The following is an 18,034-nucleotide window of genomic DNA, read 5'->3' as shown; positions in this document are numbered from 1 at the left end:
GCGGCGGCGGCGCCGTCGCTCGCCGGCGAGGCACCGTGGTCGTGGCCCGGGGCGGTCATTGCTTGCTCCCGGCCTTGTCTGCCGGCTTGGCCGATGCTGCGACCGTCTTCGCCTTTGCCTTCGGATCGGCGATCACCTGTACTGCGGTGCCGTCACGCAGGGCGACCTTGCCGGCGGTGACCACCTGATCACCGGCCGCCAGGCCATCACGGATCTCCACCCACGGGCCCTCGGCGTAACCCAGCTTGACCGGAACGCGTGCGACCTTGCCTTCGCGCACCCGGAACACCGCCGGCTCACCATCGTCGAGCAGCGCCAGGCGCGGCACCACCAGCGCATCGGCACGCTGGTCGTAATCGATGCGGATGCGACCGAACATGCCGGGCTGCAGCGCGTGCGCGGCGCCGTCGAAGGCGCTGACCACGCGAAACGTGCCACTGCCCGAATCCACCACCGGCGCGATGCGATCGACCGTACCGGTGAAGCTCTGGCCCGGCAGCGCGTCGGCGGCCAGCGTCACCGGCTGGCCAGCGCGCAGGGTGGCCAGCTCGCGCTCGGGCACGTTGAGGGTGGCTTCCAGCCGCGAGTTGTCGACGATGCGGAAGATCGGCGTGTTGATCTGCACGAAGTTGCCGGTCTTGATCGAGCGCGACGCGATCACGCCGGAGATCGGCGCCACCACCGTGGTGTAGGACAGTTCCAGCGTGGCCAGGCGGTACTGCGCGCGTACGTTTTCCAGGTCGTAACGCAGCTGGTCGACGTCGGCGGCGCTGACCATCTGCTGGCCCACCAGTTTCTGCGCGCGCTGGTAGTTGTTTTCCAGCTTGCGCATCTGCGCTTCGCTCTGCGCCACGGCCAGCCGAGCGCGGTCCGGGTCCAGACGTACCAGCGGCTGCCCGGCGGTGACCCGCTGGCCTTCTTCAACCAGCACCGCCAGCGCCACGCCGGAAGTCTTGGCCACCACCTGCGACTCGGCGCGTGGTTCCAGCGCAGCGGTACCGGTGTAGCTGGCCGCGACAGCACGGTGGCTGGCCACGGCCACTTCGACCGGGACCGCATCGACCTTCTTCTCCTCCTTGGTCTCGGCGGCCTTGGCTTCGGAATTGGGCCCTGCGGCGCAACCGCCCAGCAGCAGGGAGGTGGAGATCAGCAGTGCGGCAGCGCAGATTCCGCTGCGACGGCCGGACAGGAAGGTTGGGTGCGACATCGTCAGATCCCTGGAGGATGCGTGGACAGGTGTGGTAGCAAAGTAATGCACCACTTCACGGCAACACCATATCCCAAAGGTCATGGTGTCTTCGTGCCACTGGTCGGCCCGCCCCCCATTTCAGCTAGATGAAACCTGGGGCTATACTCGGGGCGTTCCGTACCCCACGCCGGAACGACCAGACCCGAATCCCCGGAAACGACACCATGCGCCCGCAGCCGCTCGCCGCTTGTCTCGCTCTGGCCGTCCTCCTGCCCCTTGGGGCCGCCGCACAGCCCGCTCCTGCTCCTGCCACACCCGCCCCGGCCCCGGCTCCCGCCGCTGCCCCGGCGCCTGCCGCCCCCACCGGCAACTTCGACAATGGCCGTGTCCTGGCCTATACCTGCCAGGGGTGCCATGGCATCACCGGCTACAAGAACGCCTACCCCAGCTACCGGGTGCCGAAGATCGGCGGCCAGACCCAGCAGTACCTGGCCCAGGCCCTGACCGAATACCGCCAGGGCAAGCGCCGGCATCCGACGATGCAGGCGCAGTCGATGAGTTTCAGCGAACAGGAGATCGCCGATCTCTCTGTTTACCTGTCCACCGTCAAGTAAGGCCCGCCCATGTCGAAAGCCGCGCATCCGATGCGTCACGCCATCGCCCTGTCCGTTGCCCTGCTGCTGGCCGCCTGTTCACAGTCGCAGGTGGAAAACAGCGAGAAATCCGCCGCCGACCCGGGCCATGCCAGCGGCGAACACGGTTCTTCATCCTCTGCCGGCCTGCCACCGGGCCGCGAGGCCGCCGGTGAAGCCCGCGCCAAGGTGAAGAGCAAGGCCACCAACCAGAGCTGCATCGACTGCCACGGCGCCGACGGCAACGCGCCGATCGATGCGACCTATCCGAAGCTGGGTGGGCAGTACGGTGATTACCTGGCGCATGCGCTGCAGGCCTACCGTGCCGGTGACCGCCAGCATGCGCTGATGACGCCGCAGGCGAAGGACCTGAGCGATCAGGACATCGCCGATCTGGCGGCGTATTTCGGCAGCCGGCCGAGCCAGCTGCGGGATTTGCACGGGGTCAAATGACCACGCTGCGCGGATCATGACTGCTGCAATCTGAGGCGTTCATGGGTGTTACTTTTCTTTGCGCGCAAAGAAAAGTAACCAAAAGAAACGCTCCGCCGTCCGCGAGCCGATGCTGCGCACCGGTACCCTGCGCTCCTCGGCCCACCGAGGGACGGCGCGGGAACTCGCTACGCTCAGACACCCGCGCCTCTTCGCCCTCGCCGGACCTGCGGTGCTCGGCTCGCTTCAAGGCGGAATCAGATCAAAAGCCACAGCCGCCCGCCGGGCGAGACGGCCGTGGCAGACGCTCAGCCTTCCAGCTCTTCCCAGCGCGCGTACGCGGCATCCAGCTCGGCCTGCACCTTGGCCAGCTGCTGGGTGTGCGCGGTTACTTCGGCACTGCTGCGGGTGTAGAACGACGGGTCGTTCATCGCCGAGGTCAGCCCTTCGACGTCGCCTTCCAGCTTCTCGATGGTCTTCGGCAGCTGCTCCAGTTCGCGCGCTTCCTTGTAGGCCAGCTTGCGCTTGGGCGCAGCCGGAGCAGCGGCCGTGGCGGCCGGTGCAGCGACCGCCGGCTTGGCTGCCGGGGCCGCAGCAGGCGTCGCCAGACTGGCCGCATAGCGCTGCCAGTCGCTGTAACCACCGACGTACTCACCGATCACGCCATCGCCTTCCATCACCAGCGTGGAGGTCACCACGTTGTCGATGAAGTCACGGTCGTGGCTGACCAGCAGCAGCGTGCCGGTGTACTCGCCCAGCAGCTCTTCCAGCAGCTCCAGGGTTTCCACGTCCAGGTCGTTGGTCGGTTCGTCCATCACCAGCAGGTTGGACGGCTGCGCGAACAGCTTGGCCAGCAGCAGGCGGTTGCGTTCGCCGCCGGACAGGCGGGTGATCGGCGCACGCGCACGTTCCGGGGTGAACATGAAGTCCTGCAGGTAGGCATGCACGTGCTTGCGCTTGCCGTTGAACTCGAGGAAATCGCGGCCTTCGGCCACGTTCTCGATCGCGCTCCAGTCTTCGCGCAGCACCGCGCGGTACTGGTCGAAATAGGCGATCTGCAGGTTGGTGCCCGCGTTGACCTCGCCCTTGGCCGGCTGCAGTTCGCCCAGCAGCAGCTTCAACAGCGTGGTCTTGCCGCTGCCGTTGGGACCGATCAGGCCGATGCGGTCGCCACGCAGGATGGTGGTGCTGAAATCGCGGACCATGGTGCGCTCGCCGAAGGCGAACGAAATGTCCTTGACGTCGATGACCTTCTTGCCGGAGCTGACGCCCTGCGCGGCTTCCATCTTGACGTTGCCGCTGAGGTCGCGGCGCTGCGAGCGTTCGGTGCGCATCGCCTTCAGGCGGCGCACGCGGCCTTCGTCACGGGTACGCCGGGCCTTGATGCCCTGCCGGATCCAGACTTCCTCCTGCGCCAGCAGCTTGTCGAAACGGGCGTTTTCCTGCGCCTGCGCGTTGAGGCGTTCCTCGCGGCGGCGCTCGTAGTTGGCCCAGTCGCCCGGCCAACTGGTGACCTGGCCGCGGTCGATCTCGACGATGCGGGTGGCCAGTGCACGCAGGAAGCGGCGGTCATGGGTGACGAACACCACGCTGCCGCTCCAGCCCTTCAGGAACGCTTCGAGCCAGTCGATGGCCTCGATGTCCAGGTGGTTGGTCGGTTCGTCCAACAGCAGCACGTCGGGGCTGGACACCAGCGCGCGGGCCAGCAGCACGCGGCGCTTCATGCCGCCGGACAGACGACCGAACTCGGCCTCGCCGTCCAGGTCGAGCTTGGTCAGGGTTTCGCTGACGCGCTGGTCCAGGCCCCAGCCGTTGGCGGCGTCGATCTTGGCCTGCACGTTGCCGAGGGCTTCGCCATCGAACACTTCGGCATGGCTGAGGTGGTGGAACTCGGCCAGCCACTGGCCCAGTTCGCCGAGGCCATCGGCGACGACGTCGAACACCGAGCCAGCAGCGCCGTGCGGCACTTCCTGCTCCAGGCGGGTGACACGCACGCCCTGCTGCACGCGGACTTCGCCGTCATCGGGCTTGTGGTCGCCGGACAGCAGCTTGAGCAGGGTGGATTTGCCGGCGCCGTTGCGGCCGATCAGGGCGATGCGTTCGCCCGGCTCGATCGACAGTTCGGCCTTTTCCAGCAACAACGGGCCGCCGACGCTGAAGTCGACGTTCTGTAGGGTAATCAGAGGCATCCCGCCATTGTACCGGTTGGGGGCGTCGGCCGGGCTGCACCCGGCACCCGCAGAGGCAACGGCCGCGGCCAAAGCAACGTCAAAAGCGGCTTACGGTGGCAAGCGGGTCGGTGTGGGGCTGCAGGACACGCCGTAAACCCGTCCCTGGGGGCTCGATGGCGCCATCCATGGCGCCAACGGTCCTGCAGCCCCACACCGACCCGCCTCTGACAGTTCATCGCGATCTGTCGGAACGGCATTCTGCTCTGGTGGGTGTCGACCTTGGTCGGCACGGTAGATCCACGCCATGCGTGGATGAGCGCTGCAAGGCCTGTCGATGGATGGAATCAACTGGGGTTCTGATGGATTACCCCACCTCCCCCAACAACGCCTGCAACCCCGGCAGCCATTGCTTGCCGGGGTGACGTACCAGCCACAGGGTGCGCTGCAGGGCGGGCAACGGGGTCTCAAGCACGCGCAGGCGGCCGAGGGCCAGCGGCTCTTCCAGCGCATGACGGGAAAGACAGGCCAGACCCAGTCCGGCGATGGCGGCCTGCTTGATCGCTTCGGTATTGCCCAGCTGCAGGGTCTGCGCGAAGCCGCGCAGGTGCGGCAACAAGGCCTGCTCCACCGCTTCGCGGGTGCCGGAGCCCGGTTCGCGCAGCAGCCAGCGTGCGCGGCGCAGTTCGTCCAGCGACCAGCGCGCGGGGGCCTCGGCGGCAGCCACAATCACCAACGGGTCTTGCTGCCAGGCCGTGACCTGCAGGCCGCGCTCGTGGCACGGGCCTTCGATCAGGCCGGCGTCCACGTCCAGTCGCTGCACGGCGGCGACCACGCCGGCACTGTTGTCGATGCGCAGGTCGACTTCCGCCTGCGGCGCCTGCCGCAGCAGTTCGGCAATGCGCGGCGGTAGCAGGTAATTGCCGATGGTGGTGCTGGCGGCCAGCACCAGCCGCAGTGGCGCGCCCTGCGACGGGTCACCGCCGGCGGCGAGCTGGCGCTCGAGGTCGGCGGCGTTGACCAGCAGCGTGCGCGCGGGTTCCAACAGGGCGCGGCCGTGGCCGTTCAGCGCCAGGCGGCGGCCGATGCGGTCGAACAGCGGCGTGCCGAAGTGCGCTTCCAGCTCCTGCAGGGCGGCGCTGCTGGCCGACTGTGAAAGGGCGATGGCCTGGCCGGCGGCGGTGGTGCTGCCGTGATCGGCGATGGCGACGAAGACCTGAAGCTGGCGCAAGGTGAGGCGCATGGCTGTTACCCGCTTGATAGGTAGGTTTCACCCATATTATTCGTTTTACAGGTCATCGTCTGGCGCGCACGCTTGCCACGTCACCCCAGCCCTGCTCCTGCCATGAACGCCCCCGCTCTCTCCCCCTGGTCCCTGCCCGCCCTGCGCCAACGCTGGCAGCCGCGTCTGCCCGGCCTGCTGCTGGTGGGCCTGATCGCGGCGGCATCGCTGTATCTGGCCGAGCTGCCCTGGCTGCAGGCGCACGGCCTGAGTGCGCTGACCGTGGCCATCGTCGCCGGCATCGTGGTCGGCAACACCCTCTACCCGCGGCTGGCGCCGAGCAGCGCAGCCGGTGTGGGCTTCTCCAAGCACTGGCTGCTGCGCGCCGGCATCGTGCTGTATGGCCTGCGCCTGACCTTCCAGGACATCGGCCATGTCGGCGTCACCGGCGTGCTGATGGACGTGCTGGTGGTCGCCAGCACCTTCGGACTGGCCTGCTGGCTGGGCATGCGCGTGTTCAAGATGGAACGCGAGGCGGCGATGCTGATCGGTGCCGGCAGCGCGATCTGCGGTGCGGCAGCGGTGATGGCCGCCGAGCCGGTGGTGCGCGGCCGCGCGGCACAGGTCACGGTGGCGGTGTCGACGGTGGTGGTGTTCGGCACGCTGGCAATGTTCCTGTATCCCGCCCTGTATGCGCTGGTGCAGTCGCACGGCTGGCTGGCGATGGACGCGCAGCAGTACGGCCTGTTCACTGGTGCGACGGTGCATGAAGTGGCACAGGTAGTGGCGGCCGGCCGCGCGGTCAACGAAGCGGCGGCCGATACCGCAGTGATCACCAAAATGGTGCGGGTGATGCTGCTGGCGCCGTTCCTGGTGGCACTGTCGCTGTGGCTGGCGCGTGGCGGCAAGGCCAGCGCCGACGGCAGCAAGGCGCGCATCGTGGTGCCGTGGTTCGCTTTTGGTTTCGTGGCGGTGGCCGGGTTCAACTCGCTGCATCTGCTGCCGGCCGGCCTTCAGGCGGGGCTGGTGCAGCTGGATACTGTGCTGCTGGCGATGGCGATGGCCGCGCTGGGCCTGACCACCCACGTTTCGGCGCTGCGCCAGGCCGGGCTGAAGCCGCTGCTGCTGGCGCTGATCCTGTTTGCCTGGCTGCTGTTCGGAGGCCTGGCGATCCACCAGGGCGTGCTGGCGGTGCTGGGCTGAGCGGGAGCGTGCCGACCAAGGTCGGCACCCACATGGATGAAGGCCCCAGGACGGGGCCGGCCGCGCGGACGGGTACAATGCGTCATGACTGACTTCTCGACCCTGCCGCTGAGCCCGGCCCTGCAGCCCGGCCTGGATGCCCTCGGCTACACCACCCTCACCCCCGTGCAGGCGCAGAGCCTGCCGGCCATCCTGGATGGCCGCGATGTGATCGCACAGGCGCCGACCGGCAGCGGCAAGACCGCCGCCTTCGGCCTGGGCCTGCTGCAGGCCATCGACCCCAGCCTGATCCGCGTGCAGGCGCTGGTGCTGTGCCCGACCCGCGAACTGGCCGACCAGGTCGGTAAGCAGATCCGCAAGCTGGCCACCGGCATCCCCAACCTGAAGCTGCTGCTGCTGGTAGGCGGTGTGCCGCTGGGTCCGCAGCTGGCCTCGCTGGAAGGCCATGACCCGCACGTGGTGGTCGGCACCCCCGGCCGCGTGCAGGAGCTGGCACGCAAGCGCGCGCTGAACCTGGGCGCGGTGCGCACGCTGGTGCTGGACGAGGCCGACCGCATGCTCGACATGGGCTTCGAGGAGCCGATCCGCGAGATCGCCGGCCGCACCCACAGGGACCGCCAGAGCCTGCTGTTCTCCGCCACCTTCCCCGACAGCATCCGCGCCATGGCGCGTGACCTGCTGCGCGACGCAGTGGAAGTGACCGTGGAGGGTGCCGACCAGGCTCCGGCGATCCGCCACCTGTTCTGCGAGGTGGAACCGGCGCACCGCCAGAAGGCGCTGGCTGGCCTGCTGCTGAAGTACACGCCGGAATCGGCGGTGGTGTTCTGCAACACCCGCAAGGACGTGGACGAAGTAGCCAACTCACTGCAGCAGTTCGGCTTCTCCGCACTGGCTCTGCATGGCGACATGGAACAGCGCGACCGCGAGGAAGTGTTGTTGCTGCTGGCCAACCGCAGCTGCAACGTGCTGGTGGCCAGCGACGTGGCCGCACGTGGCCTGGACGTGGAAGAGCTGGCGGCAGTGATCAATTACGAGCTTCCGACCGACGTGGAAAGCTACCAGCACCGCGTCGGCCGTACCGGCCGTGCCGGTGCCAGTGGCCTGGCGATCAGCCTGGTGGCCGGCCGCGAGAAGACCCGTGCCGAAGCCATCGAAGCGCAGATGGGGCAGCCGCTGGACTGGCAGAAGACGCCGCTGGCGACTTCGCGCCCGGCCGAACTCCCGCAGGCGGCGATGCGTACCCTGCGCATCGACGGCGGCAAGACCGACAAGCTGCGCCCGGGCGACATCCTCGGTGCACTGACCGGTGATGCCGGCCTGTCGAGCAAGTTCATCGGCAAGATCGCGATCTTCCCGACCCGCTCCTATGTGGCGATCGCGCGTGAGCAGGCCAACAAGGCCGTGGCGAAGCTGGAAGCCGGCAAGATCAAGGGCCGTCGTTTCCGCGTGCGGATGATGTGACTGAAGCAGCGTTGCCAACCACGGTTGGCAACGATCTGACCTGGTAGTGGCCAACCTTGGTTGGCCCATCCGTGGCGCCAGTCGCGAAAGGCGCTGCCAACCAAGGTTGGCAACTACCGGCTCCAAGCCATTCGCTCTGGTAGATGCCAACCTTGGTTGGCACCCACCCTTCGATCAGAACACCAGTTCGGTGTACAGCGGCAGATCCGCTTCCCAACGGGCGCGGCCACCAAGGCCGTCCAGTTCGACCAGTACGCCGGCACCGACCACGTCAACGCCCAGGCGGCGCACCAGCGACAGCGCAGCGACCAGCGTGCCGCCGGTGGCCAGCACGTCGTCGATGATCGCCACGCGGGCCCCGGCCGGCAGCGCGTCGGCGTGCACTTCGATGCAGTCACTGCGGTATTCCAGCGTGTATTCCTCGCGCAGCACCTGGCCCGGTAGCTTGCCCGGCTTGCGCACCGGCACGAAGCCGACGCCCAGCTCCAGCGCCATCGCGGCACCGAGGATGAACCCACGCGATTCGATACCGATCACCGCGTCCAGCTTCTGGTCGCGCCAGCGGTCGGCCATCGCGGTGATGGCACCGCGGAAGTCCTCGCCGTGGGCGAGCAGCGGCATGATGTCCTTGAACAGGATGCCGGGCTTGGGGAAGTCGGCGATGTCGCGCAGGCGGGAGGCCCACTGCGGAGCGACGATGGCGTCGGTCATGTCACATTGGCTATCTGATGGCGGCATAGGTTACCTGTTCCGGGCGCCGCCTGCCTGTTGGGGGTATTCGGCCGGGCTGCGCCCTGCACCCGCAGAGGCCAGGTCAAACGCCAGAGCAATAGCGAATTCCGTGGCTTGGCGGGGCGGTGTCGGAGTGCGGGGACGCCGCAAGTACGTCCATGTAAGCTCGGTCGCCGCTTGCTCGTGTGCGCTGTCCTGCGCACATGGCAAGACCGGGGTTGGGCGTCCTCCCCAACCCGCCCGAGGCATGCCTCGGGCCCATGCGGCTCACGCCCCCGCAACCGGACCCACCCCGCCTTCGACAAATTTCTGCGATCTGTCGGGCATTGCTTTCTGTAGATCCACGCCATGCGTGGATGAATCTTCATCGAAATCCAATATTCCGAAAATTGAACGAAGAGCATCCACGCATGGCGTGGATCTACCGTGTCGACCAAGGTCGACACCTACCAACAGCCGCCGGAATCTGTCAGAGGTGGGGCGGTGTCGGAGTGCGGGGTGTCAGCCGCATGGATGCGGCTGCCAAGCCTACAGGGACGTACTTGCGGCGTCCCCGCACTCCGACACCACCCCGCCAAACCACGGAAGCCAGCTCTTGCCTTGGCTTTTGATCTGGCCTCTGCAGGTGCAGGGCGCAGCCCTGCCGAAACCCACCCTCAGGAACTGCAGGACAGCATCGAGCAGCCGGCACGGTTGTCTGCCCACGCCGGGCGCTTGCCGGCGAAATGCTCCAGCCCGGCACGCTCGATGTACGGATCACGCAGTACGTCCTGCAACGCATGAACACCGCCGAGGTCGCCCTGTTCGGCGCGGTCGATGGCTTCCTGCGCCAACCAGTTGCGCAGCACGTACAGCGGATTGGCCGCGGCCATCCTCGCCGTGCGCTCAGTGGCCGACAGCGGATCGGCCTGCAACCGTGCCGCGTAGTCCTGCAGCCACTGCTGCAACGGCGCCTGCACCGCCTGCTGGCGCGCCTCGTCGTAGTACACCGCATCCAGCAGCGCCGCATCCGGTGCCGCCGGATCGATACGCATCAGCGCACGCCAGGCCAGGGTCATGTCCATACCCCCGTCCTGCATCATCTGCTGCCAGCGCAGGTAGAGCTGCAGGTCGTCATCGTCGGCCGCAGCCAGGCCGAGTTTGGCTGCGGCATCGCGGCGCGTGCAGGCCACGAAGGTGGACTGGTATGCAGCCAATCCAGCCTGCAACGGTTCGACATCGGCAAACAACGGTGACAACGCCTGTGCCAATCGGCTCAGGTTCCAGTACGCCACCTGCGGCTGGGTGCCGAAACGATAGCGCCGGCCTTGGGCATCGGTGGTGTTCGGCGTCCAGTCCGGATCGAAATCCTCGACCCAGCCATAGGGACCGTAGTCGAGCGTAAGACCAAGAACGGACAGGTTGTCGGTATTCATCACGCCATGCACGAAGCCGACGCGCATCCAGTGCGCGATCATCTCGGCGGTGCGCACCGCGATCTGCGCGAACCAGTCGCCATACAGCGCCTCACCCTGCCCATGCAGTTCGGGGAAGTCGCGGGCGATGCAGGCATCCACCAGATGCTGCAGCAGTGCGGTTTCCCCGCGCGATGCCGGAAGCTCGAAGGAACCAAAGCGCAGGAACGACGGCGACACGCGGCATACGATGGCGCCGGGCTCGGCACGCGGATGACCGTCGTAGAACATGTCGCGCACCACGTCGTCGCCGGTACCAACCAGCGACAGCGCACGCGTGGTCGGCACGCCAAGGTGGTGCATCGCTTCACTGCACAGGAACTCGCGGATCGACGAGCGCAGTACCGCGCGACCATCGGCGCCGCGCGAGTACGGCGTCGGCCCCGCCCCCTTCAGCTGCAGCTCCCAATGACGGCCATCGGGCGCGACCAGTTCACCCAGCGAGATCGCGCGACCGTCGCCGAGCTGGCCGGCCCAGTGACCAAACTGATGGCCGCCGTAGTTGGCCGCCCAAGGCTGCATGCCGGCGTACAGCGCGTTTCCGCCAAACACCTGCGCGAAGCTTTCGCTTTCGACTTCAGCGGTATCGAAACCAAGCATCGCGGCAACATCCGGCGACCAGGCCAGCAACGTGGGCGCCGTCACCGGGGTCGGCATCACCGGCGACCAGGCCGCACCCAGCACTTCGCGCCGGCGCGGGCCGGATTCGGGATCGCCCGGCAGGGTCTGCAGCAGGCGGTTGTCGAAACGGGGGCTGTCGGTATCCATGGTGCTGAAGATGGGGGCGACGGCCGCCCTCCTCAATTGCCGCTGAGCGCCTGCAGGTGGCCGCCGTGGGCCTCGGCACGCTGGTAGGCGGGTCGCTCACCGATACGCTTGAGGAAGCCACGCAGTGCCGGCTTGTCGTCGAGACCACCTCCGCGCGCGGCCGCAGCCTGGATCGGGAAGCTCATCTGGATGTCGGCCGCGCTGAAGCGTTCACCGGCAAACCACGGGCTTTCGGCCAGGCGGCGCTCCATCCAGTCCAGGTGCAGGCGCCGCTGTGGGCCGATGAAGCCACGTTCGGCCTTGTCGGCGATACTGCGCGCGATCGGACGGGCGAAGAACGGCATCGGCGCGTTGCGGATGCGGCCCATTACCAGGGTCAGCAGCAGCGGCGGCATCGCCGAGCCTTCGGCGTAGTGCAGCCAATAACGGTAGGCGATGCGCTCGGCGCCATCGGCCGGCATCGGTGACGGCGACAGCTGGCGCTGCGTGTCGTAACGGTCAGCGAGGTAGTCGAGGATAGCCCCGGACTCGGCCAGTACCAGCTCGCCATCCTGCAGTACCGGCGACTTGCCCAGCGGATGCACGTTGCGCAGCTCCGGCGGCGCCAGCAGCGTCTTCGGATCGCGCGGATAGCGGCGCAGTTCGTAGTCCAGCCCCAGCTCCTCCAGCATCCACAGCACGCGCAGGGAACGGGAGTTTTCCAGGTGGTGGACGATGCGCATGGACGGTTCCGCGATGGGAGGATGCATCTGATCTTAGCCCGCCCGGCTGCATGCCTTTTGTAGAGTCGAGCTTGCTCGACTGCTTTCAAACGCAGTCGAGCAAGCTCGACCCTACAAAACAGCGGGCAATAAAAAACGCCGGAAGCTTTCGCTTCCGGCGTTCTGGCTACCAAACGGTAGCAGACGGATTAGACCGCCTGCACCTGGTCAGCCTGCATACCCTTCTGGCCCTGGACGGCGATGAAGGTAACCTTCTGGCCTTCCTGCAGGGTCTTGAAGCCGGTGCCCTGGATGGCACGGAAGTGCACGAACAGGTCCGGGCCGCTTTCCGGGGTGATGAAGCCGAAGCCCTTGGCGTCGTTGAACCACTTGACGGTGCCGGTCTGACGGTCAGACATTTGACTAACTCCTGAAACACATGTTGAAAAAAATCGCAGCCACCGGGTATCGGGGCCGAGACTGAGTTGCAGGCGTTGGTAAAGCGGATCGATGAGCGGATCGTGAGATCAACTGCACCAGGCCACGATTCACGGTGACCCTAGCAAACACAGTGGGTCGAACGATACGCGTGTTTTCTGCAAAAAGCGATAGCCCGGACGTTCATGGGCAAACCCTGCCCGCTAGGCGTGACAAGGCTTGGCAGCCGATCAAGCCTAACCCCGAGTCCCCATTCAGGTTTTTCCTACCCTACACTGGGTAAATGACTGAAGCTGAAACCCAAGCTGAACCCGCTCTCCCACGCATCTGGGTAGACGCGGACGCCTGCCCCACCGTCATTCGCGACATCCTGTTCCGTGCCGCTGAACGCGTTGGGATCGAGCTGACCCTGGTCGCCAATCAGTGGATCCGGACCCCGCCCTCACGTTGGCTGCGCTCGATCCAGGTCCCCCAGGGCCTGGACGTGGCCGACAGCGCCATCGTCGAGCGGGTCGCCGCCGGTGACCTGGTGGTCACCCAGGACATCCCGCTGGCCGCTCTGGTGCTGGAGAAGAAGGCGGTGGCGCTGAACCCACGCGGCCAGCTGTACACGCCGAACAACATGGCCGAGCGGCTGTCGATGCGCAATTTCATGGAAGAGCTGCGCGGCGCCGGGGTGCAGACCGGGGGCCCACCGCCGCTGGGCCCGCGCGACCGGCAGCTGTTCGCGGCCGAGCTGGACCGCTGGCTGGCGCGACGCCCGGTTCGCTGAACGACCCTACCCGCTCTGGCCGGGCAGGCACAGGCGACGCTGGCTGCTGAACCGCCTGGGCTCCCCACTCAATGGATCGTCGAAGGCCAGCCCCTGCGCCAGCAGCTGCAGGGGCGCCTCGACCGTTTCATCCGGGCGCAGCATCAACTGCGGATACAGGTCATCGCCCTCGATGGGGGCGCCCAGCATCGCCATATGCACGCGCAGCTGGTGCTTGCGGCCGGTTTCCGGCCGCAACCGGTAGCGCCAGACCGGCCCCTCGGCCTCGATCAGCTCGATCCGGCTGCGGGCATTGGGCTCGCCCGGCACTTCGGCCATGCGGAAGAACGGCTCCCCCGGCACCAGACGACTGTCCCGCTGCAGCGGAAACTCCAGCCCCGGCAGCGCCGGTGCCAGCGCCTCGTAGGTCTTCCCGATGCGCCGCTCGCGGAACAGCCGCTGATAGGCATCACGCGTGGCTGCCTGGGTGGAAAACAGCACCAGGCCGGCGGTCAGCCGGTCCAAGCGGTGCAGCGGCGCCAGTTCGGTGTTGCCGGTGCGTGCGACCAGGCGCGACAGCAGGGTTTCCCGTACATACCCACCGGCCGGCGTCACCGGCAGGAAGTGCGGCTTGTCGGCCACCAGCAGGTGCGCATCCAGATGCAGGATGGTCTCGGCGAAGGGAATCACCGGCTCGTCGGCCACCTCGCGGAAGTACTGGATTTCCAGCCCCACCTGCCAAGGCATGTCCGGCGCCAGTGCCCTGCCCTGCGCATCCTGCACGCGGCCTCGGGCGAAGCGGTCCTGCCATTGCGCACGGTCGATGCGCGGGAAACGCGCGCACAGGCCATCGAGCAGGCTGGACCAGTGGCCGGGTGGCAGCTGCAGGCGGCTGGGCAAGGTCATGGCGTCCACTCCGGCCACGGGAAAGAGCGCAAGAGTGCCACCGTTGACGCTGCGCAGACAGACCGGCAACGGACACCCCTGGAGCAAACCTCTATCATTGTCGTCTTTAGTCCACGGACCCCCCATGGCCCTCACCGCCACCATCCGCAAGGCCGAACTGCAGATCAGCGACATGGATCGCGGCTACTACGCGACCCACAACCTGACCCTGGCCCAGCACCCGTCCGAGACCGACGATCGCCTGATGGTGCGCCTGCTCGCCTTCGCGCTGAACGCCGGCGACCGCCTGGAATTCGGCCGCGGCCTGAGCACCGATGACGAACCAGACCTGTGGGAACACGACTACACCGGCGACATCCTGCAGTGGATCGACCTGGGTCATCCGGACGAATCGCGCATCCGCAAGGCCAGCAACCGCAGCCGCCAGGTGCAGGTGGTGAACTACGGCGGCAACGCCTCGGACATCTGGTGGAGCAAGCAAAGCAAGGGCCTGGCGCGCTTCGACAACCTTTCGGTGGTCGACCTCGACGGGGCCTTCGTCGAACTGTGGGGCCAGCAGATCCAGCGCGCCATGCGCTGGAGCGTGCTGATCCAGGACGGTGAACTGCAGCTGCTCAACGACCAGATCCAGCTCGACGTGATCCCGAACTGGCGCAAGCGCGCCAAGGCATGAGCACCATCCGTTGCGATGTGGTGGTCATCGGCGCCGGCGCGGCCGGGCTGATGACCGCAATCACGGCTGGCCAGCGCGGCCGCCAGGTGCAGGTGATCGACCATGCCAACAAGGTCGGCAAGAAGATCCTGATGTCCGGCGGTGGCCGTTGCAACTTCACCAACACCGGCACCACGCCGGCCAACTTCCTGTCGGCCAACCCGCACTTCTGCAAGTCGGCGCTGGCGCGCTACACGCCTTGGCACTTCATCGAGCTGGTGCACAAGCACGGCATCGCGTATCACGAAAAAGAGCTGGGCCAGCTGTTCTGCGATGTCTCGTCCAAGCAGATCGTGAAGATGCTGCTGGACGAGTGTCAGGCGGCAGGCGTACAGGTGCGTACCGACTGCAGCGTGCAGCGCATCGAGCACGGCAGCGATGGTTTCCGCGTACACACCACCCATGGCCTGTTCCATTGCGCCTCGCTGGTGGTTGCCACCGGCGGCCTGTCCATTCCCAGCATGGGTGCCACCGGCTTCGGTTATGAAGTGGCCCGACAGTTCGGCCACCAGGTGCTGCCGACCCGCGCCGGACTGGTACCGCTCACTCTCAGCGGCAAGCACCAGGAGCGGTTGGCCGATCTCAGCGGCGTGGCGCTGCCAATCGAGGCGCGCTGCAATGGAAAGAGCTTCCAGAACTTCATGCTGCTGACCCATCGCGGCGTGAGTGGCCCGGCGATCCTGCAGATCTCCTCGTTCTGGCAACCCGGCGACGCGCTGGAGCTGGACCTGCTGCCCGGCCAGGATGCCGGCGAGTGGTTGCGCCAGATGAAGCGCGAACGTCCTGCCGCCGAGCTGCGCACGGTACTGGGCGAGGTACTGCCGAAGCGGCTGGCACAGCGGTTGTGCGAACACTGGCTGCCCGACCGGCCCGTGCGCCAGCTGGACCAGCCGGTGCTGCGCCAGGCCGCACAGCTGCTGGGCGCGTTCCCGCTGGTGGCCAGTGGCACCGAGGGCTACCGCACCGCCGAGGTCACCCTGGGCGGCGTGGATACCGCCGAGGTCTCGTCCTCGACGATGGAATCCAAGCGCGTGCCCGGCCTGCATTTCGTCGGCGAGGTGCTGGATGTGACCGGCTGGCTGGGCGGCTACAACTTCCAGTGGGCCTGGGCCAGCGGCCACGCAGCCGGTGGCGTGGTGTGAACCACATCGCCGTTCAATGCGTGCAAGGGGTGCGCGCATGGACGGTTCGCCGCGCATCGTGTATCTAGATTTGCAGATTGGGGAGCAGTGCATGCAGAACGCGAACGACATCACCATCCGCCTGCTGATCGTCGATGACAGCGGCGAGAATGCCGAAGCCATCGTCAGCACCCTGCGCAACAGCGGCATCGCGGTACGCCCGTGGCGTCCGCAGGATGCAGCCGAGCTGGCCCAGGTGCTGGCCAGCCAGGCCATCGACCTGGTGCTGGCTTCGCCCTCCCAGGGCATCCCGCTGCCACTGGTGGCCCAGCATATTGCTGCCAGCGGCAAGGATATTCCGCTGGTGCTGCTGGCCGAGCGCATCGACGAAGACGAACTGGTGCAGGCCAGCAGCCACGGCATCCGCGCCCTCGCCCTGCGCCAACGTCCGGAGCATCTGCTCGCCGTGGTCCGCGACCAGTGGGTGGATCTGCAGGCGCGTCGCGGCCTGCGCCGCATCGAAGCACAGATGCGCGAAACCGAGCGCCGCTGCGATGCGTTGATCGCCTCCTCGCGCGACCCCATCGCCTACGTGCATGAAGGCATGCACATCCGCGCCAACGATGCCTATCTGGAGATGTTCGGTTACGAGCATTTCGACGACATCGAAGGCATCTCGCTGCTGGACATGGTCGCCGCCCAGCACGTGGAGGGCTTCAAGCAGCTGCTGAAGGGGCTGAGCCGTGGCGAGGCGCCGCCGCCGCAGTACCAGCTCGACGCGCGCCACGAGGATGGCAGCGCGTTCCCGGCGACGATGGAGTTTGCCGCTGCCACCTACGAAGGCGAATCCTGCCTGCAGGTGGTGCTCCGCCGCCGCATGGAATTCGACCCCGAGCTGGCACGTGAGGTCGAGGACCTGCGCCAGCGCGACCAGGTCACCGGCCTGCTCAATCGCCCGACGTTCATGCTGCAGCTGGAAAGCGCGGTGGCCCAGGCCGGGCGCAGCGAAGGCCAGTTCGGCCTGCTGCTGATCGAGCCGGACCACTACGCGCGCCTGCTGCCGGACATTGGCCTGGCCTCGGCCGACACCCTGATCGGCGCGCTCGCCGCGCTGCTGGCCGAAGTCGTTGGCGAAGACGCGCAGCTGGCCCGCTTCGGCGAACACAATTTCGCCGTGCTGCAGGCCGGGCCGTACGCGCAGACCGTGGCACTGGCCGAGCGCATCCGCGAAGCCTACGCCGCGCACGTCTTCAGCATCGGCGCACGCTCGGCCACGGTAACGGTCAGCATCGGTGGCGTGCAGGTGGGCGAGAAGATCGCCAGCATCGGCCAGGTGCTGGCGCGCGCCAGCGAATGCACCCAGGCCGCAGCCGAGCTGGGCAACACCTGCCGCATCTTCGACCCGGCTGCGGCCGACCGCGTCGAGGAAGAACGTGTGCAGCGCTGGGTTGCGCGCATCCGCGAGGCGCTGGCCGGCGACGGCTTCCAGCTGCACTACCAGCCGGTGCTGAACCTGCAGGGCGAGCCGCTGGAGCTGTACGAGGCCTACCTGCGCCTGGAGAACAACGGCGAGCTGCTGAGCCCGACCGCGTTCCTGGGCATCGCCGAGGAACACGGCCTGCTGGCCGACATCAACCGCTGGGTGGTCTCGCAGGCCATCGCAGTGCTCGGCCAGCGCGCACGCGAAGGCAACGCCACCCAGGTGCTGGTGAAGGTGACGCCGGAGTCGTTCGATGATCCGCGGATGATCGCCACCCTGCGCCGCGAACTGCAGGCACAGGGCGTGCCCGGCGAACGGCTGTGGCTGCATGCGCCGGAAGCGAAGGTGTTCACCCACCTGCGCAGTGCGCAGCAGTTCCTTGCCGAAGTGGCACCGCTGGGCTGTCGCATCGGCCTGGAGCAGTTCGGTTCGGGGCTGGATTCGTTCCAGCTGCTGGCCCACTTCCAGCCGCAGTTCCTCAAGCTGGACCGCGGTTTCACCAGCGACCTGGCGGCCACGCGCGAGAACATCGACCGTATCAGCCAGATCACCGCGCGCGCGCAGGAAGCCGGCATCCGCACCATTGCCGAGTTCGTCAGCGATGCCAATTCGATGACGCTGCTGTTCAGTGCCGGCGTGGATTACGTGCAGGGCGACTTCGTCG

The 18,034-nt window shown here is 67.2% G+C and carries 16 protein-coding genes; 8 read left to right on the top strand and 8 right to left on the bottom strand.

Going from position 1 to position 18,034, the window contains the following annotated elements:
- Window positions 1-55 precede the first annotated feature (55 nt).
- Window positions 56-1,207, bottom strand: a complete 1,152-nt coding sequence (locus tag N7573_RS19025) for an efflux RND transporter periplasmic adaptor subunit (protein ID WP_121503068.1) — start codon at window positions 1,205-1,207, stop codon at window positions 56-58.
- A 206-nt stretch (window positions 1,208-1,413) separates the two neighbouring features.
- On the opposite strand from N7573_RS19025, the gene N7573_RS19020 reads away from it, so the two are divergent.
- Window positions 1,414-1,803, top strand: a complete 390-nt coding sequence (locus N7573_RS19020; RefSeq protein WP_005413034.1) for a c-type cytochrome — start codon at window positions 1,414-1,416, stop codon at window positions 1,801-1,803.
- A gap of 9 nt (window positions 1,804-1,812) precedes the next feature.
- Window positions 1,813-2,274 (top strand): cytochrome c, encoded by a 462-nt coding sequence (locus tag N7573_RS19015; protein ID WP_006361215.1) that lies wholly within the window; start codon window positions 1,813-1,815, stop codon window positions 2,272-2,274.
- 287 nt (window positions 2,275-2,561) lie between these two features.
- Here N7573_RS19015 and N7573_RS19010 read toward each other — a convergent pair whose 3' ends face one another.
- A complete protein-coding gene (locus tag N7573_RS19010; RefSeq protein ID WP_279914044.1) occupies window positions 2,562-4,442 on the bottom strand; it encodes an ATP-binding cassette domain-containing protein in 1,881 nt (626 codons plus the stop codon).
- Window positions 4,443-4,788: 346 nt separating this feature from the next.
- On the bottom strand, window positions 4,789-5,664 hold the full coding sequence (locus N7573_RS19005; protein WP_279913643.1) for a LysR family transcriptional regulator: 876 nt from the start codon (window positions 5,662-5,664) through the stop codon (window positions 4,789-4,791).
- Between the two features lie 102 nt (window positions 5,665-5,766).
- On the opposite strand from N7573_RS19005, the gene N7573_RS19000 reads away from it, so the two are divergent.
- Window positions 5,767-6,846 (top strand): YeiH family protein, encoded by a 1,080-nt coding sequence (locus tag N7573_RS19000; protein ID WP_075674701.1) that lies wholly within the window; start codon window positions 5,767-5,769, stop codon window positions 6,844-6,846.
- Between the two features lie 84 nt (window positions 6,847-6,930).
- Window positions 6,931-8,307: an ATP-dependent RNA helicase DbpA gene (gene dbpA, locus N7573_RS18995; RefSeq protein ID WP_049400095.1), complete on the top strand. Its 1,377-nt coding sequence runs from the start codon at window positions 6,931-6,933 to the stop codon at window positions 8,305-8,307.
- A gap of 174 nt (window positions 8,308-8,481) precedes the next feature.
- On the opposite strand, the gene N7573_RS18990 is transcribed toward dbpA, so the two are convergent.
- From N7573_RS18990 to N7573_RS18975, 4 genes are all read right to left on the bottom strand, one after another.
- Window positions 8,482-9,018, bottom strand: coding sequence for an adenine phosphoribosyltransferase (locus N7573_RS18990; RefSeq protein ID WP_049400096.1), 537 nt, complete (start codon window positions 9,016-9,018; stop codon window positions 8,482-8,484).
- 677 nt (window positions 9,019-9,695) lie between these two features.
- A complete protein-coding gene (locus N7573_RS18985) occupies window positions 9,696-11,261 on the bottom strand; it encodes a protein adenylyltransferase SelO family protein (protein ID WP_279913689.1) in 1,566 nt (521 codons plus the stop codon).
- 32 nt (window positions 11,262-11,293) lie between these two features.
- A complete protein-coding gene (locus N7573_RS18980; RefSeq protein WP_010484523.1) occupies window positions 11,294-11,983 on the bottom strand; it encodes a glutathione S-transferase in 690 nt (229 codons plus the stop codon).
- Window positions 11,984-12,171: 188 nt separating this feature from the next.
- Complete coding sequence (locus tag N7573_RS18975; RefSeq protein WP_004153307.1) at window positions 12,172-12,381, bottom strand: cold-shock protein; 210 nt, start codon at window positions 12,379-12,381, stop codon at window positions 12,172-12,174.
- 302 nt (window positions 12,382-12,683) lie between these two features.
- Here N7573_RS18975 and N7573_RS18970 point away from each other — a divergent pair, with 302 nt between their 5' ends.
- Entirely contained in the window at window positions 12,684-13,172 is a 489-nt protein-coding gene (locus N7573_RS18970) for a YaiI/YqxD family protein (protein WP_010484520.1), read from the top strand.
- A gap of 6 nt (window positions 13,173-13,178) precedes the next feature.
- Here N7573_RS18970 and N7573_RS18965 read toward each other — a convergent pair whose 3' ends face one another.
- On the bottom strand, window positions 13,179-14,057 hold the full coding sequence (locus tag N7573_RS18965) for a pseudouridine synthase (protein WP_279913688.1): 879 nt from the start codon (window positions 14,055-14,057) through the stop codon (window positions 13,179-13,181).
- Between the two features lie 124 nt (window positions 14,058-14,181).
- Between N7573_RS18965 and N7573_RS18960 the strand changes: the two genes are divergently transcribed.
- The 3 genes from N7573_RS18960 to N7573_RS18950 form a co-directional block, all read left to right on the top strand.
- A complete protein-coding gene (locus tag N7573_RS18960; protein ID WP_279913687.1) occupies window positions 14,182-14,730 on the top strand; it encodes a YaeQ family protein in 549 nt (182 codons plus the stop codon).
- Entirely contained in the window at window positions 14,727-15,911 is a 1,185-nt protein-coding gene (locus N7573_RS18955) for an NAD(P)/FAD-dependent oxidoreductase (protein ID WP_279913686.1), read from the top strand. The genes N7573_RS18960 and N7573_RS18955 overlap by 4 nt, the downstream gene beginning before the upstream one ends.
- Before the next feature lie 91 nt (window positions 15,912-16,002).
- Window positions 16,003-18,034 (top strand): EAL domain-containing protein (locus N7573_RS18950; protein ID WP_279943246.1); only part of this gene is annotated, 2,032 nt, incomplete at its 3' end.

The sequence above is a fragment of the Stenotrophomonas sp. GD04054 genome (assembly GCF_029836955.1).
Lineage (GTDB): Bacteria > Pseudomonadota > Gammaproteobacteria > Xanthomonadales > Xanthomonadaceae > Stenotrophomonas > Stenotrophomonas maltophilia_A.
This window is presented reverse-complemented; position numbering and strand designations above follow the sequence as displayed.